This is a genomic window from Streptomyces sp. NBC_00414, from assembly GCF_036038375.1.
GTDB lineage: Bacteria > Actinomycetota > Actinomycetes > Streptomycetales > Streptomycetaceae > Streptomyces.
Map to the genome: position 1 here is coordinate 5,401,716 of NZ_CP107935.1, position 12,246 is coordinate 5,413,961.

Annotated in this window: 12 protein-coding genes; 5 read left to right on the forward strand and 7 right to left on the reverse strand. The window is 73.2% G+C overall.

Annotated elements, in window-relative coordinates; genetic code table 11:
* Window positions 1-304: 304 nt before the first annotated feature.
* Window positions 305-1,105, reverse strand: coding sequence for an alpha/beta fold hydrolase (locus OHS59_RS23425; RefSeq protein WP_328495362.1), 801 nt, complete (start codon window positions 1,103-1,105; stop codon window positions 305-307).
* Window positions 1,106-1,182: 77 nt separating this feature from the next.
* Here OHS59_RS23425 and OHS59_RS23430 point away from each other — a divergent pair, with 77 nt between their 5' ends.
* A complete protein-coding gene (locus OHS59_RS23430; protein ID WP_328495363.1) occupies window positions 1,183-2,541 on the forward strand; it encodes an aminotransferase-like domain-containing protein in 1,359 nt (452 codons plus the stop codon).
* On the opposite strand, the gene OHS59_RS23435 is transcribed toward OHS59_RS23430, so the two are convergent.
* The 3 genes from OHS59_RS23435 to OHS59_RS23445 form a co-directional block, all read right to left on the reverse strand.
* Window positions 2,432-3,337: a hypothetical protein gene (locus OHS59_RS23435; RefSeq protein ID WP_328495364.1), complete on the reverse strand. Its 906-nt coding sequence runs from the start codon at window positions 3,335-3,337 to the stop codon at window positions 2,432-2,434. The two genes, OHS59_RS23430 and OHS59_RS23435, sit on opposite strands and share 110 nt — an antisense overlap.
* Window positions 3,338-3,461: 124 nt before the next feature.
* Window positions 3,462-4,328 carry an ABC transporter permease gene (locus tag OHS59_RS23440; RefSeq protein WP_328495365.1) on the reverse strand — a complete coding sequence of 289 codons (867 nt, stop codon included), beginning with the start codon at window positions 4,326-4,328 and terminating at the stop codon, window positions 3,462-3,464.
* On the reverse strand, window positions 4,325-5,398 hold the full coding sequence (locus OHS59_RS23445) for an ATP-binding cassette domain-containing protein (protein ID WP_328495366.1): 1,074 nt from the start codon (window positions 5,396-5,398) through the stop codon (window positions 4,325-4,327). The genes OHS59_RS23440 and OHS59_RS23445 overlap by 4 nt, the downstream gene beginning before the upstream one ends.
* A gap of 219 nt (window positions 5,399-5,617) precedes the next feature.
* Here OHS59_RS23445 and OHS59_RS23450 point away from each other — a divergent pair, with 219 nt between their 5' ends.
* Complete coding sequence (locus tag OHS59_RS23450; RefSeq protein WP_328495367.1) at window positions 5,618-6,064, forward strand: SH3 domain-containing protein; 447 nt, start codon at window positions 5,618-5,620, stop codon at window positions 6,062-6,064.
* 82 nt (window positions 6,065-6,146) lie between these two features.
* Here the strand turns inward: OHS59_RS23450 and OHS59_RS23455 are convergent, their stop codons facing one another.
* On the reverse strand, window positions 6,147-6,557 hold the full coding sequence (locus OHS59_RS23455) for a hypothetical protein (RefSeq protein WP_328495368.1): 411 nt from the start codon (window positions 6,555-6,557) through the stop codon (window positions 6,147-6,149).
* Window positions 6,558-6,916: 359 nt separating this feature from the next.
* Between OHS59_RS23455 and OHS59_RS23460 the strand changes: the two genes are divergently transcribed.
* Together OHS59_RS23460 and OHS59_RS23465 are read left to right on the forward strand one after the other, a co-directional pair.
* Entirely contained in the window at window positions 6,917-8,098 is a 1,182-nt protein-coding gene (locus OHS59_RS23460) for a PP2C family protein-serine/threonine phosphatase (protein WP_328495369.1), read from the forward strand.
* A gap of 121 nt (window positions 8,099-8,219) precedes the next feature.
* Window positions 8,220-9,497: a hypothetical protein gene (locus OHS59_RS23465; protein WP_328495370.1), complete on the forward strand. Its 1,278-nt coding sequence runs from the start codon at window positions 8,220-8,222 to the stop codon at window positions 9,495-9,497.
* 27 nt (window positions 9,498-9,524) lie between these two features.
* On the opposite strand, the gene OHS59_RS23470 is transcribed toward OHS59_RS23465, so the two are convergent.
* Window positions 9,525-10,847 (reverse strand): amidohydrolase, encoded by a 1,323-nt coding sequence (locus tag OHS59_RS23470; RefSeq protein ID WP_328495371.1) that lies wholly within the window; start codon window positions 10,845-10,847, stop codon window positions 9,525-9,527.
* A 114-nt stretch (window positions 10,848-10,961) separates the two neighbouring features.
* On the opposite strand from OHS59_RS23470, the gene OHS59_RS23475 reads away from it, so the two are divergent.
* On the forward strand, window positions 10,962-11,750 hold the full coding sequence (locus OHS59_RS23475; protein ID WP_328495372.1) for a mechanosensitive ion channel family protein: 789 nt from the start codon (window positions 10,962-10,964) through the stop codon (window positions 11,748-11,750).
* 170 nt (window positions 11,751-11,920) lie between these two features.
* Here the strand turns inward: OHS59_RS23475 and OHS59_RS23480 are convergent, their stop codons facing one another.
* Window positions 11,921-12,244: a DUF6401 family natural product biosynthesis protein gene (locus tag OHS59_RS23480; protein ID WP_328495373.1), complete on the reverse strand. Its 324-nt coding sequence runs from the start codon at window positions 12,242-12,244 to the stop codon at window positions 11,921-11,923.
* Between the last annotated feature and the right edge of the window lie 2 nt (window positions 12,245-12,246).

A 12,246-nucleotide genomic window follows, 5' to 3' on the forward strand; every position in this document is an offset into this window, starting at 1 on the left:
CATGGATCCTCCCTCAAAGACGGGGGGAGTGCGTGCGGGGTTGCGTGGCGGGGGGTCGGCTGCGAGCCGGTGGGGGTGGGCCGCGCAGTTCCCCGCGCCCCTCAGGAGCGGGCCCGCCCCCCGGCTCCCCGGGCCGTCGGGTGCGGGTGGGTGGGGGCCGATCGCGCCGTTCCCCGCGCCCCTTCAGGGCAAAAGCTGGGACGCGGCCCCGCTTTCAGGGGCGCGGGGAACGGTGCGGCTCACTTTCACCGGCCCGCACCCGCCGAACGGACCGGTCCTCTCAGGGGCGCGGGGAACTGCGCGATCAGCCCCCGCCCGGCCGCACCCGGTCGCAACGGTCCAGCAGCCCGGCCAGGGCCTCGTTGAACTCCGCCGGGCGTTCGAGATTCGGCATGTGGGCCGCGCCCCGTACGACACACAGCGTCGAGTCCGGGACAGCCTCGTGCATGGCCTCCGCGTCCCCCACGGGAGTGAACTCGTCGTCCTCCCCCACCACCACCAGCGTGGGAACACCGACCCGGGTGAGCAGCGACCGGTAGTCGGGCCGCTCGGCCCGCCCCCGCAGGGCCGCCGCCGCACCCTCCGCCGACGTACCGGCCATCATGCGGTGGACGTGCGCCGCCACCTCCGGCCGGGCGTACGGCGCGACCATCTTGTACAGCACCTCGTCGGCGTACCCGCCCATCCCCTCGCGGAGCAGCCGGTCGGCCGTCGCACCCCGGGCCTCCTTCCCGGAGGGCGTCTCGGCGGCCGGGAACGTGTCCGCCAGGACCAGGCCCCGGATCCGCCCGGGGAACAGGCGGTAGCACTCCATGACGATCTGGCCGCCCATCGACAGTCCCCCGAGGACGAATTCGGGTACCCGGAGATCGTCGAGGAGGGCCGCCACGTCCTCGGCGAAGACGGAGAGCGGGGTGATCCCGGGGACCACCGGGGACGCGCCGTAACCCCGCAGGTCCGGGACGATCACCCGGCGGCCGGCGGCGAAGGCCGCCACCTGCGGGGCCCACATCGTGCGGTCGAAGGGGTGGCCGTGGATCAGGACAAGGGGCAGCGCCGTGGAAGCATGCGCGCCTTTGTCCTCGTATGCGAGGAAGGGAGCCATGGACCGGACCCTAGGTCCACCCCCTTGCTCGGTGCAATAAGATCTTTGCTCTCGGTGCAATCCAGAAAGGGGCCGGTGTGGAGGACTATCGGCGTATCGCCGACCGGTTGGCCGAGGAGATCTACTCGGGGCGGCTGAAGGCCGGCGAACGGCTGCCGCCGCAGCGGGTGTTCGCCCGGCGCCGGAGCATCGCGGGATCCACGGCGGGGCGGGTGTACGGGGAACTGGTGCGGCGCGGGCTCGTCGTCGGCGAGGTCGGGCGCGGCACCTTCGTACGGGCCGCGCCGGCGCCCTCGGGCCGGGCACTCGCGGAGGCCACGCACGCTCACGACCCGCACGTGAAGGTCGATCTGGAGCTCAACTACCCCTCCGTACCAGGCCAGTCGGAGCTGATGGCGGACGGGCTCGCGCCGCTGTTGCGGGCCGACGTGCTGGCCGAGGCGACCCGTACCGTCCCGGCCACCGGGACCGCCGCCGCGCGCGAGGCCGTCGCGGGGCTGCTGGCCGGCTGCGGGTGGCGGCCACGCCCGGAGCAGCTCCTCTTCGCGGGCAACGGCCGGCAGGCCATCGCGGGCGTCCTCGCCTCGCTGGTACGGCCCGGCGGCCGGGTCGGCGTGGAGGCGCTGACGTATCCGCTGGTCAAGGAGATCGCGGAGCGGATCGGCTGCACGCTCGTGCCGCTCGCCACGGACGAGGAGGGACTGCGGCCCGACGCCGTCACCGCCGCCCACCGGGCCGCGCCGCTCTCCGCCCTGTACGTCCAGCCGACGCTGCACAACCCCACCGGGGTGACGGCCGGAGATGCGAGAAAGCGGGAACTGGCCGCTGTGGTGCGGGACTTGGACCTGCCCGTGGTGGAGGACCGCATCTGGTCCTTCCTCCATGAGGGAGGCGTGCCGTTCGCCGCGTACGCCCCCGAGCGCGTCCATGTCGTCGACGGACTGTCGAAGCGGGTCGCGCCCGGACTGACCGTCGGCTTCCTCGTCGTGCCCGGGGAACGGGTCGGGGCGGTGGCCGGGGCGCTGCGGTCGGGCGGGTGGACGGCGGGGCGGTTCGCGCTGGAGGCGGGCACGCGGTGGATCCGGGACGGGACCGTCGAGCGGCTCGTCGGGCAGAAGCGGGCGGACGCGGCCCGGCGCCAGCGCGTCGTCGCGGAACTGCTCGACGCGTTCACGGTGCGGGCCGACCCGTACGCGTACCACGCCTGGTGGGAGCTGCCCGCGCCGTGGCGCGCGGACACCTTCACGGCCGCCGCCGCCGCACACGGTGTCGCGGTCACTCCGGGGGCCGCCTTCGCCGTCGGCCCGCAGGGCGCGCCGGACGCCGTCAGGCTCGGGCTCGCGTCGGTTCCGGTACCGGTACTGGGGCAGGCGCTGCGGACGCTGCGCGACGTCGCGCGCGGTGGTCCGTCAGCCAGGTGGCCAGGGCCACGGTGAGGCCGAGGGCGAGGATGAACCAGGTCGCCGTGCGCAGGGTCTCGGTGAGGGCGTCGTAGACCGCGCCCGCCGCGGCGCGGGAGACGTGCTCGGGCAGGCCCGCGAGGGTCAGGGCACGTCCGAGGACCGTGGCGAGGGCCAGCAGGGCGGCGCCCAGGGCCATGCCGAGCGAGGTGGCCGTGACGGCACGGCGGCGGCGTACGGCGAGGAGGATGCCGCCGACGGCCAGGGCGACCGCCGCCAGGGGCAGCCAGAAGCCCGCGATCTCCAGCATGTGGAACCCTTTCCGCAGGGAGCTGAGCTCCTGGGCCCGGAGGACGGTGACCTCGGTGTGCGCGACGGGGATTCGGTTCGCCAACGGCACGCGGTCGTCGGCGAGCTGTGCCTTCAGGCGGGCCGTGACCGGTGCCAGGTCGAGCGTGACGGCACCCTCGCTGTCGCTGCGCAGGGCCCGCAGGACGGCGTCGTGCGCGGCCCGGTTCGCCGTGGTCCAGGCCGCGCGGAAGGCCTCCGTACCGGTGAAGGACCGCACCGCCCGGTGGACGTACGCGCGGACCTCCCCCTCCAGCGGCCCGACCTCGACCTCGCTCATGATCCCGTCGGTGACAGTGTCCGCGATCGCGCCCTGTACGTCGGGCCCGGCGGCGAGGGGCGCCATCGTGTCGACGTACCGCCCGGTGTCGCCGATCTCGTATTTCGCCCACGCCGAGAGGCCGCCCAGCGGCACGAGGACGCAGGCGAGCACGATCAACAGCGCCGAGAGGACTTTCCGCAGCGCCGAGAGGTCTTTGCGCATTCCTCAAGGAAGAACCCCGGCCGCGCCCTTCGCCATCGGGGCGCGGCCGGGGTGACTGCATCCGGACGCGGATTGCGTTCTTCCGGGGGACCCGGACGGCCTTCGGGAAGCCGTGGAGGGCCGGCTACTTCCGGTTGTAGAGCCTCATCGTGACCGGGCCGAAGACCGCGACCAGCAGTCCGGCCCAGCCCAGCGACCACGCGATCTCGGCGCTCGGCCAGGAGCCGTCCATCAGGCCGCGCACCGCCGAGGAGAGGTGGGTGACCGGGTTGTTGTTGACGAAGGCCTGCAGCCAGCCCGGCATCGTCTCGGGGCGGACGAAGATGTCGCTGAGGAAGGTCAGCGGGAACAGGATCATCATGCTCACGCCCATCACCGACTTCTCCGTGCGCAGCAGCAGGCCGAACATCGTCCACACCCAGGAGAAGGCGAACGAGAAGACGATCAGGAGGAGGACGCCGGCCACCACTCCCTGGACCCCGCCGTCCGGCCGGAAGCCCATGATCAGGCCCACCGCCAGCATCACGACCGACGCGATCGTGTAGCGCAGGGCGTCCCCGAGCAGATAGCCGACCAGCGTCGACGGGCGCCAGATGGGCAGCGAGCGGAAGCGGTCGAAGACGCCCTTCTCGATGTCGATGTTGACCGCGAGGCCCGTGTACATCGTGATCATCGTGACGGACATGACGAGGATGCCGGGGAGCAGGTACTGGATGTACTCCCGCGGGGAACCGGCGAGCGCGCCCCCGAACAGGTACGTGTACATCAGCACCAGCATGATCGGGAACGCCGTCACGTCGAAGAGCTGCTCGGGAACGTGCTTGATCTTGAGGATCGCCCGCCAGCCGAAGGTGAGGGACGTCTGCAGGGCGTTCGGGCGCGGCGGGCGCTCGCCGGAGACCAGGATCGCGGCGAGGCTCTCGGTACGGACCGGCGCGAGGTCCGCGGTGTCCGCGGTGCCGGTGCCGGAGGACTGGGTCGCGGTGCTCATGCCGTGGCCTCTTTCTTCAGCTGCGTCGGGTCCGGTGTCGAGTCCTGCGTCGGGTCCGGTGTCCCGGACGGGGTCCGCGGGTGTTCGGGTTTGCCGGTGAGGGCGAGGAACACCTCGTCCAGGCTCGGCTGGCCCAGGGAGAAGTTGTCGACGGTGATGCCCGCGCGGGCGAGCTCGGCGAGGGCGCGGGACGCCTTCTCGGCGGTGCCGCCGCCCCGGGCGGAGCCGTTGCCGACGCGGGCCGTCAGGGCCACCGGGTCCGGCTCCAGCTGGACGTCCGTGCCCAGCGTCTGCCGGAGCAGCCGCTCGGCGTCCGGCCGCCGGTCCGCGTCCCGCAGGCGTACGTGCACGGAGCCCGCGCCCACCGACGCCTTCAGCTCGCCCTTGGTGCCCTCGGCGATGACCTTGCCCTTGTCGATGACGGCGATCCGGGACGCCAACTGGTCGGCCTCGTCCAGGTACTGGGTCGTCAGCAGGACCGTGGTGCCCTGCGCGACGACCGCCCGCACGATCTCCCACACCTGGTTGCGGCTGCGCGGGTCCAGGCCCGTCGTCGGCTCGTCCAGGAACAGCAGGTCAGGGGTGTTGAGAATGGACGCGGCGATGTCGATACGGCGCCGCATGCCGCCCGAGTAGTTCTTCACCTGCCGGCCGGCCGCCTCCGACAGGCCGAAGGCGTCCAGGAGCTGGGCCGCGCGGTCGTACGAGGCCTTCTTGGCGTGGCCGGTCAGACGGGCCAGCAGCACGAGGTTCTCGGTGCCGGTCAGGTCCTCGTCCACCGACGCGTACTGGCCGGTGAGGCTCACCCGGCTGCGGACCGCGTCCGCCTCCCGTACGACGTCGTGGCCGAAGACGTGGGCCTCGCCGCCGTCGGGGCGCAACAGGGTCGCCAGCATGCGCACGGTCGTGGTCTTGCCCGCGCCGTTCGGGCCGAGCAGGCCGTAGACCGTGCCCGACTCGATACGCAGGTCCACTCCGTCGACCGCCCGGGTGTCGCCGAAGGTCTTCACCAGGCCCGCGGTCTCGATGGCCGGCCCGGCCCAGTGGTCGGTGCGGTTGCTGCTCGTCATGTCGGTCCGCCCATCCGCGTCGTTCTGGTGGTTGGTCTGGTGTCTCGTCCGTCGTGTCTCGTGACCGGTTTCGGAAGTACAGACCCCGGGGGCCGCGAAAACTCATCGGTGGGGCGGTGGGGACGCGGTGGCGGGGCGGTGGCGGGGTGCCTCCGGTGGAGGGCTCACCCGAACGGGTGTTACCTGGTTCTGGGGAATTCTGGGAAGAGGAGGCCGGTCATGCGTGTCACCCTGGCTCTCAGGAATCTTGGAACCGCCCTGGTCAGCGGCTGTGTGCTGACCGTCGCGGCGGCCGGTACGGCGGCTGCGGGCGACCGCGGCGATCAGCATGGCGACCACCGTGGCGGTGATCCCGTCTGGGGGACCGTCGTCTCCGGCGGCGATCTGAAGGTGCGGGCGTATCCCGACACCGGCTCGGCCGTCCTCGACCGGCTCCCGCCCGGCGGTCAGGACCGGGTCGCCTGCGTGGCACGGGGATCGCGCGTCTTCGGCAACCCGCACTGGTACTGGCTCGTCGGGGCGCGGGCCTGGGCGAGCGCCGCCTTCGTGGACATCGGCGGGGAGGGTGTGCCGAGGTGCTCCGACCCCTGCGAGGGGGGCTGGAAGGACCGGTGGCACGACGACGCCTCGGACTCCGGCCGGGAGTGGGTGCCCGGCGGGAGTTGAGTCCGAGGAGATGCGGGGCCCCGGCATGGAGCCGGGGCCCCGCATTCATGTGAGGACTTCCGTCGGGGCCGGTTTTCCGGGCTCAGTCCTCGCTGGTGTAGTAGCGGTAGAAGACGACCATGAGGACGCCCGCCGTGATCACTAGGGACAGGCCCACGGTCTTGAGGACGCTGGCGTCCGTGAGGCTGTAGAGGAAACCGAACGAGATGCCCGCGAACGCCGCCCAGCCGGCCGCGCGCAGTTCGCGTGGGAGGCGGGGGGCGACGGTGTGGATGCCGTACGCCGCGCCGGCGAACGCGAGGGCCGAGACGATGCCCAGGAGGACGTTCCAGCCGGTGATCGGGCCTGCGTGGCGGTCTATGCCGGAGGTCCAGAGGCCGTAGACGATGCCTCCCAGCGCGGGCAGTGCGAGTTTTGCCGGGATCGCCCGGGTCTGGTGTCGGGTGGTTGAACCTGTGCCGGTTCCTGCGCTTGCGGGTGCCGTGTGAGCCATGACAGCACTCCTCTCTTCCTCGCCCCTGCCTTCCAGGTCACACCTGGGGGGTACGGAGGGCAAGTCGTACGGGGTGGCTGCCGCCGGCTGTGCGGTCGTCCTTCGTCCTGGCCGGTGGGGCTGGCTGCGCCGTTCCCCGCGCCCCTTGAAGGTGGGTCCGTGTTCTGGCCCGCTCGTCGGGAGCGGGTCGGTGAGGGTCGGCCGCGCAGTTCCCCGCGCCCCTCAAAAGCGGGGCTGCGCCCCAGCTTTTGCCCCGTAAGGGGCGCGGGGAACGGCGCACTCAGCCCCCACCGGGCCGCAGGTGTGTCTGTGAGGGACCCCGGCGTGCGGCCCGCACCCGTACATGCTTCGCTGGGCGGATGAGCGGCGGCGCGGACCAGGGAACGCCAGCCCAGCGACAGCGGCAGCGGCAGCAACTGCTCCGCGTACGCGGACGCAGCGTCGCCTGGGCACCCCCGCTGCTCCTCCTCGTCGCGATCGCAGTGATCGACAGCAACACCTCGGGCGAGTTCAGGATCATCTCCTGGATCGTCCTCGTCCCCGGCATCGCGGCAGCCATCTGCGGAGTGAGAGGCACGGCCGTCTTCGCCGCGCTCGCCCTCGTCACGTACATCGAGGTGGACGCCGCCTGGCCGCACCAGGACCAGACCGGCCTGCCCGACTTCATCCTCGTCGCCGTGGGCGGCGCCCTGGCGACGACGGCGTGCGCCGTGCGGGTCCGCGAGGAGCGGCGGATGCTGCACATGCGGGACGTCGCCGACACGACCCGCCGTACCGTGCTGCGCCCGATGCCCACCCCCTGGGCCGGCCTGGACCACGCGGCCGTCTACCTCGCCGCCGACATGGAGGCCCGCGTCGGCGGCGACTTCTACGACATCCAGCCGGGCCCGTACGGCACCCGCGTCCTCCTCGGAGACGTACAGGGCAAAGGCCTGCCCGCGGTCGACGCCGCCGCCGCACTGCTCGGCACGTTCCGCGAGTCGGCGTACCACGAGGCGTCCCTGGCCGTCGTCGCCGAACGGCTGGAGGTGCGGATGCGCCGCCAGCGGCAGTACGTGGCGGACCTGGGCGAGGTACCGGACCGCGGTGTGGAGCGCTTCGCGACCGCGGTCCTCGTCGCGTTCCCGCCCCCGGGCGCTCCCGGCGGCCACATCGAGGTCGTCAACTTCGGGCACGAACCCCCGCTGGTGGCCGGGCCGTCCGGGGTGCGCCTCCTGCCGCCCGGCGACGGACTGCCGCTCGGCTTCGGCGGGCTGGCCGGACCGGCGTCGGGCGTCCCGCCGGTCCGGCTGGTGCCCTTCGCCCCCGACGAGACCCTGCTGCTCGTCACGGACGGCGTGACCGAGGCCCGCGACGCCGAGGGTGTCTTCTTCCCCCTCCACGAACGCGTCGCCCTGGCCGTTTCCCTCGACCCCGGCATCACCCACCCCCGTCACCTGGTGGAACTGGTCCGCGAAGGCACCCTCCGCCACAGCACGGGCCACCTGGTGGACGACACGACGATCTTCGCCGTCCGCCCGACGGCGGCGCAGCCGCTCTGAAGGGCCGAACAAACCGCCACCACCCACCCCCTACCGCCCCCACCCCAATACCCTTTGCACCCGCACCGGTTACGGTGCTGCCGTGGTGATCGAAGGGGAAGCGAAGGGGAGGGAGACGGCGATGCCCGGAACCGTACTGCTGATCGCGGCCTCGCCGGCGGGCAGAGGCTGCCTCGTCGACGCCGCGTCCGTGCTCCCCGTGCTCGCCGCGGTGGCACCCTCCGTGCTCTCCGGCACGGACACCGCGAACGTGGTCGAACTCGCCGATCCCCTGCAGCCGCAGGCGGTCCTGACCCGGCTGCGGGCCGCCGCCACGGCCCCCGGCCCGCTCACGGTCTTCCTCACCGGGCAGCTCCAACTGGACCGCCGTCAGCGCCTTCCGCATCTGGCACTCGCCCGGACGACCCCCGCGACCGTCCGCTACACGGGCTTCCCGTGGCACTGGATCCGTGAGGAACTCCGCCTGCGTGCCCCGGGCGGTACGACCCTCCTGGTCGACCTGCACGCCGACGCGGAGGCCTGGCAGCAGCTGGCCACCCGGCCCCTCACCGTGGGGCCCGGCGTCGCGCTGTACGGCCGCGTGGCCCCGGCTCCCCCGCGACGCGCGGTGGCGGTACCGACGTACATGAAGTCCCTGGCCACGATCCTCCGCAGCGGTCACCGCCCGCCGCTCGCGCACCTCCACCAGCAGGCGCTGACCCGGTCGTACGGCGAGGACCCGGACTCCGCCCACCGGGACCTCGTACTCCTCGTCGAACCCAGACACCGGGCCGGGGTCCCGGCGCCGACCCCGGTTCCGGCAGCGGCCCACGGGTACGCGGCACCGGCCCACGCGTACGCGCCACCGGCCGCCGTGCCCGTGCCGCCCCCGCCCTACCTCGCCGCCGTACCCATGCCCGCGACCCCGCCCGAGGCGGCGCCGGTCGCCGCCCCCGCAGGCCCTCCTTCCGGTTCCCCCTCCGGTCCCCCGTCCGATCCGCACGCGGAGATCACCGCCGCCGTGCAGGGCGGCCGGCACGCCGAGGCCGCCGTGCTGGCCGAGCGGTGGGAGCGGACGGCGCTGCGGACGCACGGGCCGGGGGCCGACGAGGTCGTGCACTGGATGGAGGTGCGCGCGGACCTGGCGATGTTCGCGGGCGACGCCGAGCTGAGCTGCCGGATCTGGCTGGCGGTGGCCGACGCGCGGCTGACCGCGGGGCAGCCCCCGGACGCGACCGGTGTCGAGGCGGCCGTCGACCGGGCGCACCACCAGTGGGGCCGTATCGGCGACTCGGCGCGGGCCCGTGAGCTGGGGCTCGCGCTGGCCGGCCTGCGCGGGCGCGTTCCGGGACGCAGGCAGGGCGCGCTGGACGACATCCAGCGCCATCTCAGCCGCCTCCGGACGCAGACGCAGGTGTGACGGCCACCCCGCCAGGGAGGGCCTGACCTACCGGGCGAACATCTCCAGCGCGCCCGACACCAGCGTCCGTACGCCGGGGCCGACCGTCGCGAGGTCGGGGGCGAAGTGCGGGCTGTGGTTGCTGGGCACGGCGGCGAGCTGTTCCATCAGGTCGCCCCCGGCCCCGGCGGCGGCCGCGTCCCACACCTCCGCGGGCGTGCTCGTCACGAACCAGTACGAGTACGGGAGCCCGCCCCCGGGGCCGCCTTCGGGTCCGCCCTCCGCCAGGAACGGGAAGTCCTCGCTGCCCATGACGGGGCCGAAGTCGAGAACCGTGCCCGCGCCGAACACCTCGCCGTGCACGGCCGCGACCCGGCGGTCGGTGTCGGCGTCGTTCACCGTCACCGGGAAACTCCCGCCGACCGTCACGGTGGGTTCGCGCGGGCAGCCCGCAGCCGCGCACTCGCCCGCGGCGATACGCCGGATCGAGGCGAGCATCCGGTCGCGTACCTCGGCGGACTGCGTGCGCAGATTGAGGGAGATATGAGCCTCGGCCGGGATGATGTTGTGCCGGGTGCCCGCCTCGATGCGCCCCACGGTCAGCACCGCGGACTCGCGGGCCGCGATCTCGCGCGAGACGACGCTCTGCAGCCGCGTCACGATGTACGCGGCCGTCACCACCGGGTCCACGCACGCCTCGGGCCGTGAGCCGTGCCCGCCCACCCCGTGCACGACGATGTCGACGTCCGTGGCGGCCGACATGATCAGTCCGGGCGTGTGCGCGTACAGCCCGGCCGGGCCGGGGGCCGCGTGCTGGGCGAGCAGGACGTCCGGGCGCGGAAAACGCTCGTACAGGCCGTCCGCCACCATCGCGGCGGCGCCCGAGCCGGTCTCCTCGGCGGGCTGCCCGACGACGAGGAGCGTGCCGGACCAGGTGTCCCGCCCGGCGGCGAGCGCCCCGGCGGCGCCGGCCAGCCAGGTGACGTGCAGGTCGTGGCCGCAGGCGTGCATGACACCGGGGGTCTCGGAGGCGTACGGCAGCCCGGTCTCCTCGGCGACCGGCAGCGCGTCCATGTCGCCGCGCAGCAGGACGGTCGGCCCGTCGCCGCTGCGCAGCATCCCGACGACACCGGGGCCGCCGGTGCCGCCGACGCCCTCGGCCGTCTCGTACCCGGCCTCGCGCAGGCGCCCGGCGAGGATGCCGGCCGTGCGGTGTTCGCGTGCCGACAGCTCGGGGTGCCGGTGGAGGTCCCGGTAGAGGTTCTCAAGCGCGGGCAGCGGGAGGCCGGCGGTGAGGTCCAGGGCGGTGCGCGCCGCGGCGGAGAGTTCGGTGGATGGCTCGGCGGCGGAGGGTCCGGCGGGAGAGGTCACGAGGGCAGCGTATGCGGCGTGCATCACTCGTACGGCGGTGTTCAACGCGGTTGTGGCCGGGTGTCGCTGCTATCCACAAGTGAGGGGGACGACACCCACCGAAGGAAGTGCGGCATGGCCGGCACGCTCGCCATCAACTTCACCCAGGGGCTCGACGACGCCTGGTCGAAGATCGCGACATTCGTCCCCAAACTCATCGGGTTCCTCATAATCCTGGTGATCGGCTGGGTCATCTCGAAGATGATCGCCCGCGTCCTGGACCGGGTCCTGCGCAAGGCGGGCTCCGAGCGCCTGTCGGAACGGGCGGGCACGGAACGGCTCCTGAGCGAGTCCAAGTACGACATGACGGGGATCGTCTGCAAGATCGTGTACTACGCGCTGATGCTGATCACCCTGCAGCTCGCGCTCGGTGTCTTCGGCGCCAATCCCGTCAGCGAGATGATCAACGGGATCGTGGCCTGGCTGCCGCGCGGCATCGTCGCCGTGGTCCTCGTGGTGATCGCGATGGCCATCGCCAACGGGGTCCGCACCATAGTGGGCAGCGCGCTGTCGTCCGTCTCGTACGGGAAGACGGTGGCCACCATGATGTGGGCCTGCATCCTCGCGCTGGGCGTCATCGCGGCGCTCGGCCAGGCGGGCATCGCGACGGCGGTCACACAGCCGGTCCTGTACGCGGCGCTCGCGGCCGTGGCGGGCATCCTGATCGTCGGTGTGGGCGGCGGCATGATCACGCCGATGCGTCAGCGGTGGGAGCGGTGGCTGGCCACCGCCGAGCGGGAGTCGATGAACGCGAAGGGGAGCATGTCGGCGTACCAGTCCGGGCGGGACGACGCGCTGCGGGGGCAGCCGGCCCGCGAGCGCACGGATCGGGCCTCCGGCCCGGGCTCGACGATGGACATGTGACGGTCGCACGTCGTCCGCGGGCCGGTCGGTGCCGGCCGCGCGGTTCCCCGCGCCCCTGAAAACGGGGCTGCGCCCCAGCTTTTGTCCTTGGGGGCGCGGGGAACCGCGCGCTCGGCACCGACCGGCCCGCACCCGTATCCGCACCGGTACCCGTCGCCGCACCCGCACGGCTAGCGCTCGCGCTGAGGCGGGATCAGTCCGTGCAGGTCGACAAGCCAGCTGATCGCCGTGAGCCGGCACACCGCGTAGTCGTGTCCCACCGGTTCCCGCCAGTCCGTCTCCGCGAGCCCGTCCAGGAAGCCGAGGGCGTAGTCGGTGAGGATCTCGCGGTCCGGCGGGAGCGGGACCAGCCCAGGGCCCGACGCCGTCAGCCGGTCGCGCAGCTCCGCCACGTGCTGGTCGACCGCAGCCGTGAACGCCGGCTCGAACGCGAACTCCGCGAAGCGCGGTGCGTACGCGCGGGCGATCTCGACCAGGGGGACCAGGGATGACATCC

Coding starts and splice junctions, on each gene's coding strand:
- OHS59_RS23445 (WP_328495366.1), bottom strand. CDS start 5,398: ATGACGAGCAGCAACCGCACCGACCACTGGGCCGGGCCGGCCATCGAG.
- OHS59_RS23435 (WP_328495364.1), bottom strand. CDS start 3,337: ATGCGCAAAGACCTCTCGGCGCTGCGGAAAGTCCTCTCGGCGCTGTTG.
- OHS59_RS23450 (WP_328495367.1), top strand. CDS start 5,618: ATGCGTGTCACCCTGGCTCTCAGGAATCTTGGAACCGCCCTGGTCAGC.
- OHS59_RS23455 (WP_328495368.1), bottom strand. CDS start 6,557: ATGGCTCACACGGCACCCGCAAGCGCAGGAACCGGCACAGGTTCAACC.
- OHS59_RS23475 (WP_328495372.1), top strand. CDS start 10,962: ATGGCCGGCACGCTCGCCATCAACTTCACCCAGGGGCTCGACGACGCC.
- OHS59_RS23460 (WP_328495369.1), top strand. CDS start 6,917: ATGAGCGGCGGCGCGGACCAGGGAACGCCAGCCCAGCGACAGCGGCAG.
- OHS59_RS23440 (WP_328495365.1), bottom strand. CDS start 4,328: ATGAGCACCGCGACCCAGTCCTCCGGCACCGGCACCGCGGACACCGCG.
- OHS59_RS23465 (WP_328495370.1), top strand. CDS start 8,220: ATGCCCGGAACCGTACTGCTGATCGCGGCCTCGCCGGCGGGCAGAGGC.
- OHS59_RS23425 (WP_328495362.1), bottom strand. CDS start 1,105: ATGGCTCCCTTCCTCGCATACGAGGACAAAGGCGCGCATGCTTCCACG.
- OHS59_RS23480 (WP_328495373.1), bottom strand. CDS start 12,244: ATGTCATCCCTGGTCCCCCTGGTCGAGATCGCCCGCGCGTACGCACCG.